The organism is Rhizobium sp. Root274, from assembly GCF_001429245.1.
Lineage (GTDB): Bacteria > Pseudomonadota > Alphaproteobacteria > Rhizobiales > Rhizobiaceae > Allorhizobium.
Window position 1 is genome coordinate 483832 of record NZ_LMJE01000001.1, and the last position, 19640, is coordinate 503471.

20 protein-coding genes are annotated in these 19640 nt (G+C 62.4%); 7 read left to right on the forward strand and 13 right to left on the reverse strand.

From position 1 onward, the window contains the following. Nucleotides 1-42 precede the first annotated feature (42 nt). The 3 genes from ASE36_RS02495 to ASE36_RS02505 all read right to left on the reverse strand — a co-directional run bounded on the left by ASE36_RS02495 (nt 43) and on the right by ASE36_RS02505 (nt 3044). Nucleotides 43-1044 carry an NADP-dependent oxidoreductase gene (locus ASE36_RS02495; RefSeq protein WP_062275300.1) on the reverse strand — a complete coding sequence of 334 codons (1002 nt, stop codon included), beginning with the start codon at nt 1042-1044 and terminating at the stop codon, nt 43-45. Between the two features lie 93 nt (nt 1045-1137). Next, the gene (locus tag ASE36_RS02500; RefSeq protein WP_062275301.1) at nt 1138-1962 is read right to left on the reverse strand and encodes an oxidoreductase; all 825 of its coding nucleotides are present in this window, start codon (nt 1960-1962) and stop codon (nt 1138-1140) included. A 293-nt stretch (nt 1963-2255) separates the two neighbouring features. Continuing rightward, nucleotides 2256-3044: an SDR family NAD(P)-dependent oxidoreductase gene (locus ASE36_RS02505; protein WP_156378551.1), complete on the reverse strand. Its 789-nt coding sequence runs from the start codon at nt 3042-3044 to the stop codon at nt 2256-2258. 111 nt (nt 3045-3155) lie between these two features. Between ASE36_RS02505 and ASE36_RS02510 the strand changes: the two genes are divergently transcribed. After that, nucleotides 3156-3704 carry a TetR/AcrR family transcriptional regulator gene (locus ASE36_RS02510; RefSeq protein ID WP_062275305.1) on the forward strand — a complete coding sequence of 183 codons (549 nt, stop codon included), beginning with the start codon at nt 3156-3158 and terminating at the stop codon, nt 3702-3704. Between the two features lie 331 nt (nt 3705-4035). Beyond that, on the forward strand, nt 4036-4164 hold the full coding sequence (locus tag ASE36_RS22990; RefSeq protein WP_244474637.1) for a hypothetical protein: 129 nt from the start codon (nt 4036-4038) through the stop codon (nt 4162-4164). A gap of 37 nt (nt 4165-4201) precedes the next feature. Here the strand turns inward: ASE36_RS22990 and ASE36_RS02520 are convergent, their stop codons facing one another. The 3 genes from ASE36_RS02520 to ASE36_RS02530 all read right to left on the reverse strand — a co-directional run bounded on the left by ASE36_RS02520 (nt 4202) and on the right by ASE36_RS02530 (nt 8085). Next, the gene (locus ASE36_RS02520) at nt 4202-5863 is read right to left on the reverse strand and encodes a sensor histidine kinase (protein ID WP_062611237.1); all 1662 of its coding nucleotides are present in this window, start codon (nt 5861-5863) and stop codon (nt 4202-4204) included. A gap of 211 nt (nt 5864-6074) precedes the next feature. After that, nucleotides 6075-7100: a hydroxyacid dehydrogenase gene (locus ASE36_RS02525; RefSeq protein ID WP_062275310.1), complete on the reverse strand. Its 1026-nt coding sequence runs from the start codon at nt 7098-7100 to the stop codon at nt 6075-6077. 529 nt (nt 7101-7629) lie between these two features. Then, complete coding sequence (locus ASE36_RS02530) at nt 7630-8085, reverse strand: cupin domain-containing protein (RefSeq protein WP_062275311.1); 456 nt, start codon at nt 8083-8085, stop codon at nt 7630-7632. A gap of 365 nt (nt 8086-8450) precedes the next feature. Between ASE36_RS02530 and ASE36_RS02535 the strand changes: the two genes are divergently transcribed. Beyond that, nucleotides 8451-9356: a LysR family transcriptional regulator gene (locus ASE36_RS02535; protein ID WP_062275313.1), complete on the forward strand. Its 906-nt coding sequence runs from the start codon at nt 8451-8453 to the stop codon at nt 9354-9356. 167 nt (nt 9357-9523) lie between these two features. On the opposite strand, the gene ASE36_RS02540 is transcribed toward ASE36_RS02535, so the two are convergent. Beyond that, nucleotides 9524-10444 (reverse strand): LysR family transcriptional regulator, encoded by a 921-nt coding sequence (locus ASE36_RS02540; protein WP_062275315.1) that lies wholly within the window; start codon nt 10442-10444, stop codon nt 9524-9526. Between the two features lie 89 nt (nt 10445-10533). Here ASE36_RS02540 and ASE36_RS02545 point away from each other — a divergent pair, with 89 nt between their 5' ends. Beyond that, nucleotides 10534-10986, forward strand: coding sequence for an ester cyclase (locus tag ASE36_RS02545; RefSeq protein WP_062275317.1), 453 nt, complete (start codon nt 10534-10536; stop codon nt 10984-10986). A gap of 2 nt (nt 10987-10988) precedes the next feature. Continuing rightward, nucleotides 10989-11909, forward strand: coding sequence for an NADP-dependent oxidoreductase (locus ASE36_RS02550; RefSeq protein WP_062275320.1), 921 nt, complete (start codon nt 10989-10991; stop codon nt 11907-11909). A gap of 164 nt (nt 11910-12073) precedes the next feature. On the opposite strand, the gene ASE36_RS02555 is transcribed toward ASE36_RS02550, so the two are convergent. Beyond that, complete coding sequence (locus ASE36_RS02555; protein ID WP_062275322.1) at nt 12074-12394, reverse strand: ArsR/SmtB family transcription factor; 321 nt, start codon at nt 12392-12394, stop codon at nt 12074-12076. A 76-nt stretch (nt 12395-12470) separates the two neighbouring features. Here ASE36_RS02555 and ASE36_RS02560 point away from each other — a divergent pair, with 76 nt between their 5' ends. Next, entirely contained in the window at nt 12471-13667 is a 1197-nt protein-coding gene (locus ASE36_RS02560; RefSeq protein ID WP_062275324.1) for an MFS transporter, read from the forward strand. A gap of 135 nt (nt 13668-13802) precedes the next feature. Here ASE36_RS02560 and ASE36_RS02565 read toward each other — a convergent pair whose 3' ends face one another. The 3 genes from ASE36_RS02565 to ASE36_RS02575 all read right to left on the reverse strand — a co-directional run bounded on the left by ASE36_RS02565 (nt 13803) and on the right by ASE36_RS02575 (nt 17152). Next, nucleotides 13803-15641, reverse strand: coding sequence for a methyl-accepting chemotaxis protein (locus tag ASE36_RS02565; protein ID WP_062275325.1), 1839 nt, complete (start codon nt 15639-15641; stop codon nt 13803-13805). Between the two features lie 163 nt (nt 15642-15804). After that, nucleotides 15805-16185, reverse strand: coding sequence for a hypothetical protein (locus ASE36_RS02570; protein ID WP_062275326.1), 381 nt, complete (start codon nt 16183-16185; stop codon nt 15805-15807). A 190-nt stretch (nt 16186-16375) separates the two neighbouring features. Continuing rightward, nucleotides 16376-17152: a hypothetical protein gene (locus ASE36_RS02575; protein ID WP_062275327.1), complete on the reverse strand. Its 777-nt coding sequence runs from the start codon at nt 17150-17152 to the stop codon at nt 16376-16378. A 271-nt stretch (nt 17153-17423) separates the two neighbouring features. Here ASE36_RS02575 and ASE36_RS02580 point away from each other — a divergent pair, with 271 nt between their 5' ends. Continuing rightward, the gene (locus tag ASE36_RS02580; protein WP_156378596.1) at nt 17424-18098 is read left to right on the forward strand and encodes a permease; all 675 of its coding nucleotides are present in this window, start codon (nt 17424-17426) and stop codon (nt 18096-18098) included. Nucleotides 18099-18116: 18 nt separating this feature from the next. On the opposite strand, the gene ASE36_RS02585 is transcribed toward ASE36_RS02580, so the two are convergent. After that, the gene (locus tag ASE36_RS02585) at nt 18117-18371 is read right to left on the reverse strand and encodes a hypothetical protein (RefSeq protein ID WP_062275330.1); all 255 of its coding nucleotides are present in this window, start codon (nt 18369-18371) and stop codon (nt 18117-18119) included. Nucleotides 18372-18688: 317 nt separating this feature from the next. Further along, nucleotides 18689-19582 (reverse strand): NAD-dependent epimerase/dehydratase family protein, encoded by an 894-nt coding sequence (locus ASE36_RS02590; RefSeq protein ID WP_062275332.1) that lies wholly within the window; start codon nt 19580-19582, stop codon nt 18689-18691. Between the last annotated feature and the right edge of the window lie 58 nt (nt 19583-19640).

Genomic DNA, 19640 nt, shown 5'->3' on the forward strand with positions numbered 1-19640 from the left:
GATTTACCTCGAAATTGCGTAGCCCCTATCGATAGGGTGGGATCACGGCAGTGTCACCACAACCTTTCCCTTGGCGCGCCCAGTCTCGACATAGGCCAGGGCATCAGGGGTCTGGGCAAAGGGAAACGTCCTATCCAGGACGGGACGGATGACGCCAGCATCGATCAACTTGGCAATCTCGCCCAGCTGATGCCCTTCTGCGCGCATGAACAGGAAGGAGTAGTCGACACCACGGCTGGTCGCCTTTTTCACGATCCCCCGGCTCAACAGCCGCATCACCAGACGGAGGACGTAGTTCAGCCGCAGAGACCGGGCAAAGGAAACATCAGGCGGACCTGAGATCGAGATCAGCTTTCCGCCTGGTTTCAGCACGTCCACCGACTTTGCCAGCGTCTTTGCATCCTGGCTGTTCAGAACAAGATCGTAACCGGACAGTACCTGTTCAAAGTCCTGTGTCTTGTAGTCGATGACCACATCCGCTCCGAGGCGTTTGACCAGCTCGGCATTCGCCGCACTGGTGGTGGTCGCCACGGTGGCGCCAAGATGCTTGGCAAGCTGAATCGCGAAGGTGCCGAAGCCGCCGGAGCCGGCTTGAATGAACACCTTATGGCCGGGTTTGACCTTGCCCAGCTCGACGAGCGCTTGCCAGGCGGTCAGGCCGACGAGCGGGATCGACGCCGCCTGCTCCATGGTCAGGCTCTCGGGCTTGAGCGCGAGGTCCGCGGCATCAACTGCAATCATTTCTGCAAAGGTGCCTATGCGCAGATCGCGTGGGCGGCCATAGACCTCATCACCTGCCTTGAACTGCCGAACCTTGGCACCGACACGAATGACAGTTCCTGCCAGATCGTGGCCGAGAATGAAGGGCGGGCGATAGGGCAGCAGCAGCTTGAATTCGCCGTCGCGGATTTTGGCATCGAAAAGGTTGATCGCGGTGGCCTGGATGCGCACCAGAACATCATTGGCACCCATTTCGGGATCGGGCATATCCGTCAGACGCAGCAATCCCTTCTTTTTGTATTTCTCGACGACGAAGGCCTTCACGGGTTTTCTCCAATGTGAAACGATGATCACCTCAGGCCGCTTGGGTTGGAAAACCCAGGATTAAGGGCATCCCTTACGACCAGGCCAGCGATCTCAGGCGATGTTGAACTGCTTTCGCAAGATGCGATCGAAGAGCGCACGCGGCAGGAACCGCCGGGCAAACGAGGTCTGCCGGGCAGCGTTGCCGGAGGGGTAACGCAGGCGCGGCGACTTGGCCTCCGCTGCCGCCACGATCGTGCCTGCGACATCATCCGCCGTGTCCCCGGCCGCCATAGCTGCCGCAAAAGCGGCCTGATACCTTTCGAAGGTCTTGCGATAGGCTGCAACAGGGCGGTCACCGCGCGGTGAATTGGTCTCAATGGCGGTTTTCGTGGCCCAGGGCTCGATCACCGCCACCCGGATCCCGAACGGGCGCACCTCGTGGTCGAGCGATTCCGAATAGCCCTCAATCGCATGTTTGCTGGCTGTGTAATAAGCACCGAAAGGCCCCGGGATCAGCCCGACGACCGAACCGATGTTCAAGATCCGACCGTGCCCCTGCTGGCGCATGATCGGAAGAACCGCGTTTGTTACCCTGACCACACCGAGGAAATTGGTGTCGAACAGCGCTTGCACCTGCTCCACCGAACTTTCCTCTGCCGCGCCGGACACGGCGTAACCCGCGTTGTTGACCAGAAGATCGATGTGGCCGAACTCGGCTAGCATCACCGCAACGGCTGCGGCGACGGACGCATCCGAGGTCACGTCGCAGGCGATCATGCGAATGCCCTCGCGCACCTCGCCGGGCACCGCCTTGCGGCTCGTGCCGATGACCCTATAGCCGGCGCGCGCAAGCGCCAGGGCGGCCGCCTTGCCAATGCCACTGGATGCTCCGGTCACGAATGCGGTCTTCTGGTTATGGGCTGCAGAGGTCGCCATGATGCTTTTCTCAGTTTCGGCCGGGCTGGTTTGCAAAGGCCTGAGGGTTGTGGGCTTATAACGATATCGTATTAGCGATACCTAAATTTACATTCGCTGCAGACTTCGCTCGATAGGCCTGAGCCGCGACTGAACGGTTTGGCTCGACGGGTCGCACCCCCAAAGGCGGGCTTAGGGCGATGGGGGCTCGACGCAGACACGCGACTGGCAGGCATCCTGAAACACGGGTCGTCCGGTGTTTTCGGCAAGCGGCCGCTGAAGCGATATGGCATACCTCGCCGGTTGCGAAACGCTCAGCCGAGTGTGCGATACCGTTCACCAGGAAGCGTATTGACGAGGTTGCCGAGCATTGCCTTGCGCGCGCCATCGAGCGCGTCCCACTGGCCGGCATCGTGAAGCGGCGGAATGGTCACGGGTTCGCGACGGTCAAACCCAACCAGGGCCGCATCGACAAGGTCAGCCACTTCCATGACATTGCTCATGGTGTTGACGTCGACACCGACATGATCCCAGATCTCGGTCCGGGTCGTGGCGGGAAGAACTGCCTGGATGTAGACGCCCTGCGGTCCGAGTTCGTGCGCAAGCCCCTGCGACAGAAACAGCACGAAAGCCTTGGTCGCGCCGTAAACAGTCATACCGAATTCCGGGGCCAGACCAACCACCGAACCGATATTGATGATCGCCCCTTCGCCAGCCTTGGCAAGACGCGGCGCAATGGCGTGGGAAAGCCGTACAAGTGCTGTCGCATTGAGCGCCACGAGCTTGGTCATGTTGTCGCTGCTCTGGTCGATGAAGCTTCCGCCAAACGCCGTTCCGGCATTGTTGACGAGGATGCCGATGCGGGCATCGTCCTGCAGCTTGGTCTCGACCTTGGCGAGATCCGTGGTCTGGGTGAGATCGGCAGGGAGGATATCGACCGTCACGCCGGTTTCCTGGCGCAGACGGCTTGCAAGCGCCTCCAAGCGTACCACGTCTCGGGCGACCAGAACGAGGTCGTGTCCGCGCCGGGCGAACCGCTCGGCATAGGTTGCGCCAATGCCCGTGGAGGCACCGGTGATCAGGACTGCCGGAATTTGAACCATTGGATTGCTCTTTTCTGTGAGTGGCCCTATATTCATGATCATTGTCATGAATGACCTTAAATATGATGATCATCATGAATATGTCAACAGCCGTCGCGGAGAATTTTGAAAATGAAAGTCAGCCGAGAACAGATGGTAGAAAATCGGCGCCGGATTCTGGACGTCGCAGGCCGGTTGTTCAAGGACAAGGGCTTCGACGCGGTCAGCGTTGCGGAAGTCATGAAGGCAGCCGGCATGACCCATGGCGGCTTTTACGGACATTTCACCTCAAAAGACGATCTCGTGGCGCAGGCGCTGGCTCACGCGTTTGCCGCCGACAGCGCCGGAAACAGCGATTTCAGCACTTTTGTCCGCTCCTACCTGGCTCCGCGCCACTGCGACAACGCGGCCGAGGGTTGCCCCACTGCGGGTCTCGCTGCCGCCATTCGCCACCAGACACCTGCTGCGCAAGCCGCCATGACAGAGGGTCTGCGCACGCAGATCGCACGCATCGAGAAGGCGCTGCCTGAACAAAACGCGGACGAGGCGCGTCGCGCAGCGATCGGAAGCTGGGCAGCCATGGTTGGGGCGGTCATCCTGGCCAGAGCGGTCGATGATCGTCAACTGGCGGAAGAGGTTCTGGAGCAGACGCGCGCCTGGATCGATAACCGCGTCCGCTAGGGCGCGGGCATGTTCGGTCCCTGATCAAACAATTGCGGCGATCGCAGATGCGAGAGCCCATTGCCTGCAAAATCACAAGCAAACGGTAGCATTCGGGAGGGGCGTGATCGCCGCCGCGTTCCGTTCCTTTGCGCCGACGTCAACACATGACGGAAAGCCCCCTTCATGACACCGCCACCGGCTTCGACCGCATCTTCCTCGCCGTTGCCGGATCGGCCCTGCGGCAGAGCCTTGGCGGCAATCCCTTCATGATCAGTTCGGCGTCGGCCACGACCACACGAAAGACCGCAACCGCCACGTCACCGTCAGCATCGGTGCTGCCTGTGGTCCCGTGCGCACCACCGCCGACTACGAGCGCCTGCTGGAAGCCGCCGACCGGGCGCTTTATGCGGCCAAGGGGGATGGGCGCAACAGCTGGCGGGTGTTTGAGGGGGATGCGGTCGAGAGGGTTGCGGCGTGAGGGGGGCGGCGGCGCCACCGACTGCGCGCCCCCGTCGTCACATCTGACGCCCCCAGATGATACATTTGAGCCCATCGGGTTCAAAGTCGAAACGCGCTTCACCTTCGATCGTCGATGCCAAAGCTTGCCGGATCAGTTTCGAGCCGAAACCCTGCTTCGACGGAGGGTGCACAAGCGGGCCCCCGGCCTCCTTCCACTCGATCTGGAAACCGCTGGAGACATCGGCGAGGGTTTCCCAACGGATCGTGATCACGCCGCTCTCGTTCGACAGAGCTCCGTATTTGACGGCATTGGTGCCCAGCTCGTGAATGGCCATGGCCACCATGACCCCGATACGGCCTGACAGTCTGACATCGTCGCCAGATACATCGATCCTGTCGGATGCAACCCCAAGGGCACCTGTGGTGGTCAGAACGAGTTCCTTGAGGCTGAGCTCCTGCCAGTCATCCCGGACAAGAAGATCATGTGTTCTTGCAAGAGAGGACAGACGGGTGTGAAACGCGCCTAGCGCCGTTGCCGGATCCTCCAGGCTGCGAAATGTCAGCGTGGCGATGGCCTGCACCAACGACAGTGTATTCTTCACCCGGTGGTTCAGTTCCAGAAGCAGGAGCTTTCGGTCATTCTCGCTCTGCTTCAGGTCCTCGATCTCCGTTGCAGTGCCAAACCAGCAGAAGTTTGCATCAGAGACATTCCTGTGCAGGACAGCACGGCTCAGGTGCCACCGGTAGCTCCCGTCTGCCATCCTCAGCCGGTGGTCGCAAGCATAGTCCCGGCCGTCGGCAGCGGCGATGCTCCAGTCATGGTTCGTCCGCTCCAAGTCATCAGGGTGGACGAGATTATGCCAGTCGAACAGGCCTGTAACCGGATCGCGGGCCGGCCAGAATTCCGCAATCCGCCGGTTGTAATAGGTGACCCGCCCGTCGGCATCCGCCGTCCAGACGAGCTGCGGCATCGCGTCGGCCAACTGCTCGAACTGCCTCTGAAGCTGAACACTCAGTTCTTCAAGCTCTCGTTGCTCGGTAACGTCTGTATTCGTTCCGAACCAGGAGTGGATGTTTCCGTGACTGTCACGGATCGGACGAGCGCGCGAAAGGAACCAGCGGAAACTGCCGTCAGCTTTTCGGAGAGGAAAGATATCTTCCCAGTCTTCGCCGGTCGCGAAGCAATGGGCAATGTGCTCGACCACCCGGTCGACGTGATCGGGATGATGCACATCGCGCCATCCCCACCCCTCCATCTGGTCCAAGGTCTTGCCGGTATAGTCGTGCCAACGCGCATTGAACCAGTAGATCCATCCTTCTCGGTTGGCGACCCACGCCAACTGATCGATATTGTTCGCCAGCGCGCGGAACCCGACTTCCGTATCGCCAGACCGATGGTCGGTGATGTCCACATTGACGCCCCGGATAGCGATGATCTGGCCGTCCGCCGTCCGTTCGATGGCTGCCCGGTCGAGGATATGCCGAATGGTCCCGTCCGGTCGTATGATCCGAAATTCATGGGAATACTGTTGAGAATTCTCCAGGAACGCGCTGGTTTCAGCTTCGACACGCAGCCGATCCTCCGGATGTAGCAGGTCGTAGAAACCGAACTCTCCAGTGGGTGGGCGTTCGAGCCCGTAAATCGCCACAAGTCCGGGAGACCACTCCAGCACATCATCGGCGACACGCCACAGATAGGTACCGATACCTTCAAGCATCGGCACGCTGTGTTCTTCAGGCTGGGAAATTATGCCAAGCATGCAACGATGTTCCGAAAATGGGTTCAACAAAATAACGTCTTAAACAGTTATATGCACCAAAATATGGTGCACTGATAGCGCAGGACTCACCCCTCAACTCTACGGCGAGGTGCGCTTGTCTGGTCCTTAGTGGCAGACAATACTTCCAACGGCAACAGTCAGCCGCCCCTCACGACACCGCCACCGGCTTCGACCGCATCCGCATCGCGGTTGCCGGATCCGCCCGCCGGCAGAGCCTGGGCGGCAGGCCTTTCAGGATCAGTTCGGCATCGGCCACCGCCATTGATCCCAGTGCATAGAAGGCGTCGCGGGTGCCGCCGGTGCGGTGGGCGGAGAGGAGGATGTTGGGGGCGTTGCGGACGGGGTCGTCAGCCGGGACGGGTTCTTCCGGGAAGACGTCGGTTGCGACCTTGATATGGCCGGAGGCCGCCGCCTCGATCATGGCGGGGAAATCGACCACGGCGGCGCGGCTCATCAGGAGGAAGGCAGCACCCTGTTTCATCAGGGCGAACTCGCGCGCGCCGATGAAGCCCTCGTTTTCGCTGGTGACGCTGGCGAAAACGCAGACGACCTGGCTTCGCTCCAAGACCTCGTCCAGCGTCGCGGGCTGGCAATCCTCTCGCGTGATGATCTCCTCCGGCAGCCAGGGATCGAAGACGCGGACCGTGTTCTTGAACGGGCGGATCAGATCGCGGAACGCCTGGCCGAGATCGCCGAAGCCGATGAGGCCGACCGGGGCGCCGGCGAAGCGGAAGGTGTCGGTATTGCCTTCGAGGCCGTAAGCTTCGGTGCCGGCGCGAAACGCGCGGTCGGCGACGGTGATGCCGCGGGCGAGATCGAGCGCCATGGCGAGCGCTGCTTCCGCCACCGGCGCGGCGAAGGCGGAGGCCGGCGTGATCACCCAGATGCCGCGCTCGACGCAGGCCTGGTAATCGATATTGGGCAGGAAATTGGATTCGACATTGATGATGGCCTTCAGCTTCGGCGCCCGGTCGAGCCGTTCCTTCGGCATGTCGGTCTGGCCGAAGATCAGCACCGTGTCGGGCAGATAGCACTCGACCAAATCTGCGGGCATTTGGCGGTCTTCACAGACGATCACCTCGCCCAGCGCCTCCAGCCGCGCCCGGACGGCGGGTTCCATGATGAGATCCAGCGTTCTCGGCAGCGGATCGACCAGAATGACAGCGCGGCTCATCGTTTCCTCCCTTGAGAATCGCAGTTGGGTGGAGCTTAGCGCGAAACGGGGATCGGTGGGGAGGATTGGATATGGCTGCGGGTGCGGGGTGGAACTGGATTGCGATTGAGGTGGGTGATACCCCCTCTGCCCTGCCGGGCATCTCCCCCACACATGCAGGGCTATCGCATATGGGACACCCGTGGCGGTTCCGGGTTCCCTCTTCTCCCCTCTGGGAGAAGTGCCGAGCGTATGCGAGGCGATGAGGGGTCTGCTCGGCACAGCTTAGCGCTTCGCGCCCCCCTCATCCGGCCCTGCGGGCCACCTTCTCCCCGCTGGGGAGAAGAGGGAGGCCGCTTCGTGCGCCGCTTAAATCTATATGCAATAGCCCTACCACACGGGGGGAGAGCGGGAGGCGGCCGGGCTTGGCGTCAGGACATGGCGTTCGGGCGGGCAGATGGCCTCGGGCGCAGGCGATGGGGATCGCGGTCGACGCCGCATGGGGGAGCCGCAAAAAGGAGCGGCAGAGGAGCGGCGTCGACTTGGGGCATCAGGCAATGGGGGCGCCGAGCAGATCGATGGCGTGGGCGCTGCAAATGCGGGCAAGAGCCTGCTGCTGTTCCTGGGTTGGCGGCAGTTGCTCGGGCAGACCGTCTGCGGTGGCGGGACGAGCGGCCGCCCGGACCATGTTCTCGAAGGGACCATTGGTGATGGTGAGGCAGCGACCATAATCCGACAGCACGCGGAAACCATGGATGCAATCCTTCGGCAGATGGATGGTGTCGCCTGCGCCCGCTTCGATGACCTCGCCATCCCGCTGGAAGCGGAAGCGGCCTTCGAGGATGAAAAAGGTTTCGCTTTCCTGATGATGCACATGCAACGGCGGGGCGAAGTCCTTGGCCATTCGATGTTCGATGATGGACAGGCCTTCGGCATTGTCCGCCTGCTTGAGGTGGACGAGGAGCTGGGCGGTCATGAACCAGAGGTTTTCGGGGGTCGCGGTCATAAGATTTCCTTTCATGGGTGAAATGGCGCGCACAAGCGCGCGATCGAGGTTGGGACTGTTGTCTTTCTCAGCCAAAATCGGGGTCGTCGCGGCGAGGACCGTGCCTCTTCCACCCGTGATGAACGCGCCCTCGCCCCTTCCCCCTTGGCGGGGTGATCGCCGTCGATGCGGCCGTGCCTTCGGCATGATCGGCAAAGGTGCCGACACGCCGCAGGCAGGCGTCATGGGGGTGCGATCTTGCGATTGAGACGAGGACAAACGCCTTCACCGATTTTCTCCGAAACCAATTTTGATGCGCCCGATGTATCAAAGGGTCCGGAAATGATAAGACCGATCATCGAGCATCATTGTATGAAAGAATGAGCATGAAGTCGCTGGATCCGCTGGAAGGCGTTGCCGCCTTTCTGACTGTCGCCAAACATCTGAGCTTCACCCGCGCGGCGGAAGAGTTGAGGATGTCGCGGGCAACCGTCAGCGCCCAGGTTCAGGTGCTGGAGAGCAAGCTCGGCGTGCGGCTTTTGCATCGCTCGACCCGCAATGTCGTTTTGACCGAGGCGGGCTCGGCCTATGTCCAGTCGCTGACCGGCATCCTGCCGCAGATCCGCGAAGCGGAGCGGGCGGCACTCAGCTATCAGGAGGAGGTTGTCGGCCGGCTGAAGATGACCGTGCCGCCTGAATTTGCGCAGATGCACATGGCGCCGATCATCGCCGAATTCCTCAAGCGCAATCCTTCGGTGTCCATCGACGTCACGTTTTCACACCGGGCGGTCAACCTGATCGAGGAAGGCTATGATCTGGCCATTCGCGGGACCATCGTGCTGGAGCCCAATCTCATCACCCGCCCTCTCGGCGATTCACCGCTCGTCATCTGTGCCGCACCCGAATATCTCGAAAGACATGGCGCCCCGGCCGAGCCCATCGATCTTGCAAACCATGCCTTGCTGCATTTCTCCGGCCTGCGCTGGGGCAATGTCTGGGTGATGAGCAAGGACGGGCAGACGCTGCGCGTGCCGATCGTGCCGCGTTATCTCGCCAATGACGGCCTTACGCTGCGGGATGTGGCTGTGGCCGGGGCCGGCATCACACTGTTGCCCATGTTCGAAATCGGCCGGGAGATCCGGGACGGGCGGCTGGTGCGCGTGCTCGACCAGTGGGAGATCGGCTCGGTGCCCGTTCATGCCGTCTATCCCGCCAACAAGAACATCGCCTCCAAGGTCCGGCGGTTCACCGACTTCCTGGCGAAGAGCCTGCCGAAGGATGCCTATTGCTAGGGCTGGACGGGAAGGACTACGCGGGCACGGCAACGCTCAGAAGGGCGCGATGAGCGGGCGGCGTGATGCGCGGTTGGCCGGAATGTCCGCTTCTGGCTCAAGCCAGTCAATGGCGCGACGCCGATGACGATCTGTTTCGACTGTTGATCTGAACCGGCCATGCGACCTCACATTGCAGCGGGGCTTTTCACATTCTGCCTGCGCAGGAACTCCCGGAACCAGCGCTGCGCGGGATGAACATCGTTGCGCCGGTGCCAGGACATGTCGAACCGGACGGAACCCAGAGGAAGTGGCGGTTCAAATATCGCGAGGTCTCCTGTCGCGTCGGACGCCTCGACGACGCCCCGCATCAAAGTCGCGACGAGATCCGAAGACGCGATCAGTTTCGGGGCCGCGTACATGTGAGGCAGAGTGAGCGCCAGCCGTCGACGGAGCCCCCGTTTTGCGAGCGCGGCGTCCACCACTCCGAACCTGTCACTTTCCAACGAAACGAGCAGGTGGGACATCTGCAGAAAGGCGTCGAGCGTCAGTTCCTGCGAAGCGAGCAAATGGTCCTTCCTGACGATGCACACGAAGGTCTCCTCGAAAAGAGGTTCGCTCAGGATGCGGCCGGCCGGCGTGTGAGGAACGCCAACCGTCAGGTCGACCTCACCTGAATCCAGCAGCGTGACCGCCTCGTCGCGGTGCCCAAGATTGCGAACATGCATGACCATTCCTGGAGCTTCATGCCTCAAGGCGGCCAGCAGCCTGGGGAGCAACACAAATGCCGCATGCTCGGCCAGTCCGATCGAGATGGTTGCCGTCGATTGCGACGGCTCAAATGTCTGGGTGAACTCAAGCGTCTTTTGGATTTGCGACAGCGCATGTCCGATCGGCTCCGCCAGGTCGACCGCACGCGGGGTCGGCTGCAGGCCGTCCGGGCCGCGGATGAAGAGTTCGTCGTTCAGAAGGCTCCGTAGCCGCGACAGGGCCGCGCTCATGGCAGGCTGCGTTCTTCCGATTCGAACGCCAGCGCGTGTGACGCTTCGCTCTGCCATGAGGGCGTCAAAGGCGACAAGAAGGTTGAGGTCTATTCCATGTAAATCCATGGCGTGGATGTTTACTCATATCGAGTATCGATTTCAATGATGGATCGGCGACGTATAGAAACGGTGTCTCACTCACCTGGAGCAAACGAATGAGCACCAACAACCGCCCCGTAGTCAGCGGCATTTCCGAGCAGGACCTGCAGACGCTGATGCGCTTCTATACTGCTTTCGCCGGTCAGCCCGACCTCCTCGACGAATGCGTCACACCCGACTGGCAGGATATTCCGCTGGCGCCGGGCCAGGCGCCTGGACGCGAGGGCATGAAACCTCTGATCGAAGGTTTCGGCGCCGCCTTCGCCGACCTGACAGTCGAGGTTCTGGAGGTCATCGGTGGCCCAGACCGCGCGGCCGTCCGCGCCGTCATCACCGGACGTCACGTTGCGGAATGGTTCGGTGTACCGGCCACCGGCCGCGCGTTTTCCCTCGCCATTCACGAGTTTCACACGATCGAAAACGGCATGCTGACCAAGACCTACCACATGGAGGACTGGATGGGCTGGTTCGCACAGGTCGGCGCGCAGCCGGTTGCATCAGGAGAATGACGATGAGGAGCATTGTCTTGACCGCCTATGGCGAGGCCCCATACCTCACTGAGGTGGCAATGCCGGAACCCGGCACGACCGACGTCCTCGTCCGCGTTGTGGCTGCCTCCCTCAACCCGCTGGATAACAAGCTGCAGGCGGGTTACATGGATGGCTTCTTCCCGCTCACCTTCCCTTCAAAGATGGGGACAGATGTGGCTGGCATCGTCGAGAAGACCGGCTCGCTGATGTCCCGGTGGCGGGTCGGCGACCGCGTGGTCGCGCGACTGGCTCCCACCGCGGGCGGCGCCTTTGCCGAGTTCGCTCTCGTTCCGGAAGACCAGCTCGTTCTCATCCCCGAAGGCATCGACTTCGACCAAGCGGCCGGCATGCCGACGGCTGCGGCAACCGCATGGCAGGCTCTGTTCGAGACCGCGGGTCTGACGGCAGGTCAAACCGTGCTGATCCATGCTGGCGCAGGTGGCGTCGGCAGCTTTGCGATCCAGTTCGCCCATGCCGCCGGTGCACGCGTTGTCGCCACGGCTTCAGGCGATGGCATAGAGATCGCCCGCCGCCTTGGCGCCGACCAGGTCATAGACTACCGTGCGGCAGATTTTGCATCAGCCGTTTCCGATGCTGATGTCGTGCTGGACACCATCGGCGGTGACACACAGCAGAAGTCCTTTGGCGTCCTGCGCCGAGGTGGCAAGCTCATTACCATCGTAAGCCCTCCGGACGAGACCTTGGCAAAGGCACATGGCGTGGAGGCGGCATTCGTCTTCCATGCGTCGGATGGCAAGCGGCTCTCTACGGTGATGAAGGAAATCGCCTCCAAGGGGATGTCGCCTTTGATCGACAGCACCTTCTCTCTCGAAGCTTTCGGTGAAGCCTTCGCACGGCAGGCTTCCGGTCGAGCGCGCGGCAAGATCAGCATTCGCATCTGAGGAGATCGGGCCAGATTGTAAAGATCCGGGTAAATTGCCGACCCCAACACTCAGCGATTCATGCTGATGGTGACGGGTTTGGCACCAATGTACCCATCCTGACGCAAAGGCGTCAGGGCGGGTATCGGGCCAAACCTGCCGTCGCCTGCGCTCGCTCCTCCCCCTCACCCCGCCGCCTTCAGCACCGAGGCCAGCAGGCCGGGGAAACGCGCCTCCAGGTCCTCGACCCTGAGGCTCAGCCGTCGGCCGCGGCCGAGGGGTTCGTTGCGGATGACGCCGGCTTCGCGCAGGACCTTCATCAGGTGGGATTTCGTCGATTTCGGGATCGTGGGATCGGAGAGATGGCATTGCGCCATGTCGAGGGGGCCGGCCGAGAGCTGGCGGACGATGGCGAGGCGTTCGGGGTCGCTCAGGGCAAAGAGAACGTCTGTCAGCCGCAGGTCGTGTCGGTCCGGATGGGGCAGCTCGGGGCTCGGGAGTGTCATGGTTCGAAAATAGTTGAACCATCCAGAAAACTCCAGTAGATCTTTGTTCGAAATTCTTCGAACAATTGGACTTTCTGTGACAGACAAAGCCCCTTCCCTGCCTGCTGACCGGCCCTTCGGCTTCCGCCTGACGCTTGGCGCCATGGCCGTGATGATGGCAGGCGCAAGCGCGCCTTCGCCGTTTTATCCGCTGTTGCAGCAGGAGATCGGGTTTTCCTCGGCGACGCTGACCGGCATTTTCGCCGTTTATACGATCGCCCTTCTGGCGACGCTGTTGTTCTTCGGTTCGCTCTCGGACCATCTTGGCCGGCGGCCGGTGATTTCCGCGGGCTTTGCGCTGATGGCGGCAAGCCTGTTGTTGTTCTGGCATGCGCAGACGGTGTCAGCGCTGATGCTGGCGCGGGTGCTGCAGGGTCTGGCGGCGGGGCTGCTCTTGTCGTCGCTCTCGGCGGCGGTCGTCGATTTCGAGCCGAAGAGCCGGCCGGGCAGCGCCTCGATCTGGAATTCCGTCGTGCCGCTTGCGGGCCTTGCCTTCGGGGCGCTTGCCGCCGGCCTGCTGATGGATCTGACGGAGGGGCCAAAGGCGGAGGTCTTCGGCACGCTGGTTGCCGGCTATGTGCTTTCGGCCCTTGCCATCTGGCTGGTGCCGGAAACGGCACCGCGCCATGCGGGGCTGCTTGCCTCGCTCAAACCACGCATCGGCGTGCCTAAGGCGGCAGCGCCGGCCTTCTGGCGCAGTGCGCCGGCCGTGATTGCCGGCTGGGCGACCGGCGGCCTTTATCTTTCGCTCGGCGCGCCGCTGGTCAGGCATGTCTTCGGGGCGGAAGATCACCTCTCCCAATCCTTCGTCATCTTCCTGCTCTGCGGTTTCGGTGCCCTCGCCTGTTATTTGGCACGGTCCTCTTCGTCGCGCCGGGTGACGCTCTACGGCACCTCGGCGCTGGCGATCGGCACGGCGCTGTCGCTTGCCGCCATCGCCTGGCCGTCGATGCCGGGCTATCTCATCGCGCTGTCGATTGCCGGCACTGGCTTCGGCACCTGTTTTTACGGCGTGCTGCGCTCGATCGTGCCGGTGGTGCGACCGGACGAACGGGGGGAATTGTTTGCCGCGCTCTTCACCCTCTCCTATCTCGCCTTCGGCCTGCCGACGCTGCTGGCCGGCGTCGCCGTCGGCGTCTTCGGGCTGACAGCCACCGTGCTCGGTTACGGCGCGCTGATCGTGGTGTTTTCGGCGGTGGCGGGGTTGCTGCGGAAATTCAGGACGGCTGCGTGAGGAAAGGGCTTCGCCCGCTCACTCGTCCCTTTCGTGGGCGAGCGGGATGCGGCCGGATTTGCCACGACTGTCTGCCCCTCATCCGCCCTTCGGGCACCTTCTCCCCGCAAACGGGGAGAAGGGAAGTAGCCCGCCTCACGCCACCCGCTTCACATGGCCTGCCGAAGGCTGGGCATGGGTGCGGGCCTCGCTCACGGCATGAAACTTGAACTGGCCGACGAGGTTGCGGAGTTTGCTCGCTTCGCTGGACAGGGCGGCCGAGGCGGCGGTGGTTTGTTCGACCATGGCGGCATTCTTCTGGGTTGTCTGATCCATGGAATTGACCGCGACATTGACCTCCGACAAACCCGTCGACTGTTCGCGCGCCGAGGTGGCGATCGCTTCCATGTGTTCGTTGATCAGCGCGATCCGTTCACCGATCCCCTTCAGCGCCGTGCCGGTTTCGCGCACCAGCCGCACCCCGCCCTCGACCTCTGTCGACGACGTGTGGATCAGGCCCTTGATTTCCTTGGCGGCCTGGGCCGAACGCTGGGCCAGTTCACGCACCTCCTGGGCAACCACCGCAAACCCCTTTCCGGCCTCGCCGGCACGGGCTGCTTCCACGCCGGCATTGAGCGCGAGGAGATTGGTCTGGAAGGCGATTTCATCGATGACGCCGATGATGTTGGAGATTTGCCGGGACGAGGTCTCGATGCGCTGCATGGCTTCCTCGGCCTCTGCGACCACGGCTGCCGATTGCGCGGCACTGCGATTGGTCTCCGTCGCGACCGCCCTCGCCTCGATCGTGCGCTTGCTGGAATTGCCGACATTGGTGGTGATTTCGTCGAGGGCGGCCGCGGTCTGTTCAAGCGCTGCGGCCTGCTGTTCCGTGCGGCGGGCGAGATCGCCGGCGCCGGAGGCGATTTCGCGGGAGCCGTCGTCGATCGCGCCGACGCCAGCGGAGATGGCGCTCAGCGTGTCGCCGAGCTGCTTGACCGAGAGGTTGAAATCCTGTCGCAAGGCTTCGAAATCCGGCGCGAAGGGCTGGTCGAGCTGGAAGGAGAGATCACCGGCTGCGAGCCGCCGCAGGCCGTCGGCGAGACCGGCCGTCGCGATTTTCAGCCGCTCTGCTGCATCGGCCTCGGCGCGTTCCTGGGCGGAGATGCGGTCGAGCTCCATCTGGCGGCGCTGTGCGTCCGCCCCCTGCTCCATGGCCTGCTTGTCGATCGCCGCCTGGCGGAAGGTCTCGACCGAGGCCGCCATGGCGCCGATCTCATCGGTGCGGCCTATGCCGGTGCAGTCAAAGCTGGTATCGCCGGCGGCCAGCCGCTTCATGTCGGTGGAGAGGGCGAGGATGGGCCCGGTGACAGCCTTGCGGGTGAGGACGGCAAGACCGAGGCAAAACACGGCGGCGATGACGAAGACGGCCTTGAGCAGGGTGTCGATGATCTCCTCGAGGGTGACGCTGCGCTCAACAGCGGCCTTGGACACCGTGGCGATCTGGTCACCCGCCTGTTCCATCGCGCCTTCGAGGACGGAGAACTGTTGGAGAAAGACCGGCAGGGCCGCAAGCGCTGCAGCTTGATCGCGGCCAGCGATCTCGACGATGCTGGCGGCGCCGTCGATATAGCTTTTCAGCGGCGCATCCAGATCGTCCAGCACCTTTTTCGTCGTGGGATCGCTGACCAGCGTCTTGTTCGTCTTGACGACCTCGAGGAATGAGCTCCGGTGCTCTTCCATATCGGCCATGACGGCATCATGCGCCACGCCGGCAGCCGGATCGGACGACAGGATCGCTGCCAGTACATCTGCCCGCAAGGCATCGTGCATCATGTCGGCCTGCATGTGATTGCGCAAAATCTCCGACGACCGGCCCAGATCAGCGCCGTTGTCGACCAGAACCCGGGTGGACAACATGCCAACCCCGGTTATGCCGCCCGCGAGCAGGAAGATCGCAAAGCTTGTCACCGTCATTTTCCGCTGAATGGATGCCATAACGCGTTTCCTTTGTCTCAATTTGACAAAAGATTATTCGACTACCCTTAAGTAAGGATCAACGGATTAAAGACGGAGGACAAGGTGTCCTTTCAGGTTCTGCGCCCGGTATTGGCTGCCACCTTGCAGAAGGCGCCATCAGGCGCCGCCCTCGTTCGTCGGCCTAAAGCACGAGCCCCTGCGGTAGGGAAATCCAGAGCACCGTCTGCGCCTCGGGCGAATGGCGCGAGAGATGGCCCTTGCCATGGGTGTCCTCGACCAGCACGAAACTGCCGGGTCCGACATGGCGGCGCTCGCCGTCGCTGGTCTCGTAATCGACCGCGCCGTCGAGCCTGACGGTCATAACCGGTTCGGGCACCGTATGCCAGGAGACCTCACGCATGCCGGCCGGAATATGGATGAAGCGGACGCGCGAGGCGGGATAGCTTGCCGTGACGTCGAAAGGTACGGCATCGGGGTGGACGGCAAGTTTGCTCGTCGGAAGTTCGACCTCGTCGAAATGGGAGTGACCGTCGGGCGTGGCATAGATGCGCAGGCATTTCATGGGGCTTGCTCCTTCTCGATTTCAATCTAACAGCTTGGGCCCCTCATCCGCCGTTCGGGCATCTTCTCCCCGCATGCAGGGAGAAGGTCCCGGCAGGGGGGTGAGGGGCAGTGCTATCGGATAGGATGATGGGCAGAGGGTTTGTTCGGGAGGGGCCGTTCCATCTCGGGCCTCCACCTCAACCTCCACCTCAGGCCTCCGCCTTCCGCCCCATTCCATAAAGATAAAGCACCGTCTTGCGCCCATCGGAGAGGGTCCAGGTTTCGTCGGGCTCGCGGTCGGGCACGGGGAAGCTGTTGGAGATGAAAAGGCTGCCGGGTTTCATCTCCGTCGACAGTTTTTGCCAGAGGGCGGCCATGGGTTCAGGCGAGAGGAAGGCGTAGACCACGTCTTCCTTCGAGACATCGGCGCGCCAGAGGTCACCGCGGCGGATGTCGCCCGATCGCGACAGGCGCGACAGAAGGCGGGCGGCGAGGAAGACGGCGGGGGCGTTTTCGATGCCGCGGGCCTGGCGGCCGTCGCCATCGAGCGCGCGCACGACGCCGCCGAGGCCGCAGCCGAGATCGAGGAAGCGGGTCGCCTTACGCTCCGTCATCAGGTCCTTCAGCACGCCTGCGGTTTCATTGTTGGTGAGATAGAGCGGCACGCGGCCGCGCGCGGTGTTGGAAAAGACCAGCGCCAGCACGAGGAAGGCGAGACCGAAGGGCCAGGCGGGCAGATTGCCGGCAAGAAGTGCGCCGGAAAGCGCCAGCGGAAAGAGAAAGGCAATGACCAGCCACCAGACCGCGAGGCCCAGCAAGCGGCAGATCAGGGCGGCAAGCAGCCCCTGAAGCAGGACCGCGCCGAGGATCAGGAGAGTGTGGTCGACACGGGCAGAGACAAGCGCCGTTGCGATCGCCACCAGCGGCATGGCGACGACCTGGGCCAGAAGCGCGCCGAGGATCGGCGTTTTGGAAAAGACGGTCATCGGCGCCCCGCAGTTCTTGATGCGGCCGGACAGTGGCAGGAGGGGACGCGATTCTCAAGGGCTGCCGTCCACCCTCCCCTTGAGGGGGAAGGTTCGGAGCGCAGCTCCGGGGTGGTGTGACCTTTGGGATAAGCTCACCGGATGTCACCCCACCCGCGCGCGCCGCGCGACCTCCCCCCTTGCGAGGGAGGTGGAAGGGCGACTTGCGTGACGATCTCGCCGCTGGCATCGTCGGGGCTGAACAGACCAGAAGGAGCCGGTCTTGGATTTTATGAAGGTTCTGAAATCGCTGGAAGAGTTGCTTTATGAGCTGGTTTCCTGGCTGGTTTTTTACCCGCTGACGCTGTGGCGGGCTGTGACCTCGCCATTGTCGATGATGCGGTACGCCGATCTCGAACTCGCCGACCGGCTGGAGGATCAGTATGACGACGTGATAAGCCCGCCGCTTTTCCTGCTGATTACTCTGTTGCTGGCGCAGGCAGTGTCGACGCTGATGCCGAAAGGGGCAGCCGAGACGGCGGCGGAAGCGGCCCTGACGCAGTCGGATACCAATCTTCTGTTGGCGCGGGGCGTGATCTTCGGCATCTTCCCGCTTGCCATGGCGGTGACGCTTCTGGTGTCGAAGGGTATCCGGATCACCCGCAACACGCTGCGGCCTCCCTTTTTCAGCCAGTGTTACGTGGCCGCCCCCTTCGCCTTTCTGCTTGGCCTTGCGATCGACCTGATGCTGGTCCCCGGTGGCGACAGCCAGACGGCGGGGCTGGCTGGGCTGGGCGGCGCGCTCCTGTGGTATGGACAGGCGCAGGTGCGCTGGTTCAGGCTCGATCTCGGTGTCGGACTGGGGAAAGCGACGGGGCTTTTCGCGTTTGCCTTCACCATCGCGCTGATTGCTGCCCTCTGCGTGGCGCTTGCGGCCGGCTGGGGCCTGCAGCACTGGAGAAGCTGAGGCTCTGGACTCTGACGCTCAATGACCGCGGCGCGATGGCTCAGGCATGATCGCGCTGCCCACCTGGTCTTCGATCAGATGCTGTTCGGTGAGGTCGAAATCGCCGAAGCCGTGGATGGCGGCCTGGGACCAGAGGATGCGGCCGCTCAAGAGCGGCGCGTCGATGGTGGAGATGACATGGCCGTTCATCGCGACATCGAAAGACACGAAGCGATGGCCGCGAATGGCGGTCTCGGCGAGGTTGGCGATATCAATGCGCTTTTGCTGCGCCATGCTGCCGCTCCGGAATTCGCTTGCTCGTGAGCCCCGGCCGCGCGCGGCGGTCGGTTTGTGTAAACCCCCGTATACATCCAGGGGTTTCTTTCGTTCTTGCTCATGTCTGCATGGAAGAAAAGAGCGGCGGTCGACTTTTTCTGGCTCAGGGGGTGATGCGCTGTGGATAGAGGGAGCGAGATGCACGGCTGCCGGTCTTGACGAGGTGCGGTTCGCCCGCGACGCAGACCAGAAGCCGCCCTTACCATGAGCATTCCTCCGGCCTGCCGGCCATCTCCCCCACGAGGGGGAGAAAGGAGTGCGACTGCTCTTCGGGATCAGACCTTCACATATTTGCGCCAGTCGTGCTCTTCCTTGAAGCCGAGGACTTCGCGGATCTTCCTGTTCGACAACGGAGCCTCGAAGCCATCGAGATCGCCGGTGATCGGCGTGTTCGGCGCGTATTTCGCCAGGAATTCACGGGTCGGGATCGTCGCCGTGATCGTGTCGTTCACCGCATTGAAGACCTGGAAACCGAGGCCATCCTTCTTGACGCAGAGATCGACGATCTGGCCGAGATCGCGGGCGTCGATATAGGACCAGGCATTGCGCTTGCGCACCGGCGGATCGGCGAGATAGCCGGGGAAAGCGGCGTAATCTTCCGGCGAGATGACGTTGCCGATCCGCAGCGCATAGACGTCGATGCCGTAGCGCATGGCGAAGGCACGCGCCGTCTTTTCGTTGACGACCTTGGAGAGGCCGTATGAGTCCATCGGGTCGGTGTCGTAGTCTTCGGTGAGCGGAAACGCGTGGTAATCCTTGTCGCCTTCGGCAAAGCAGACGCCATAGGTGGTTTCCGAAGACGCGATGATCACCTTCCGGATGCCGAGTTTGGCGGCGGCCTCGATGACATTGTAGGTCGAGATCGTGTTGGCGGCGAAGGTGGCGTTGTCGGGCTTCATCAGGATGCGCGGGACGGCGGCGAAATGCACGACCGCATCGACCTTCTTCGGGCCGCCGCCTTCCTCATATCCCTCATAGCCGAAGTGGCAGGATAGCGCGTTGAAGACTTCGCCGGGATCGGTGACGTCGGTCAACAGCGTATGGACGCCGGGATGATCGAGCAGGGTCTGGTCGACATTCAGCACCTTGTGGCCCTTGTCCAGAAGATAGGGCACGACGTGGCGCCCCGCCTTGCCGCTGCCGCCGGTGAACACGATGCGCTTGCCCATGGGTTTCCTCCTAGAGATTGGGTTGTCGGATGACCAGATAGCGCGGACTGCGGCTGAT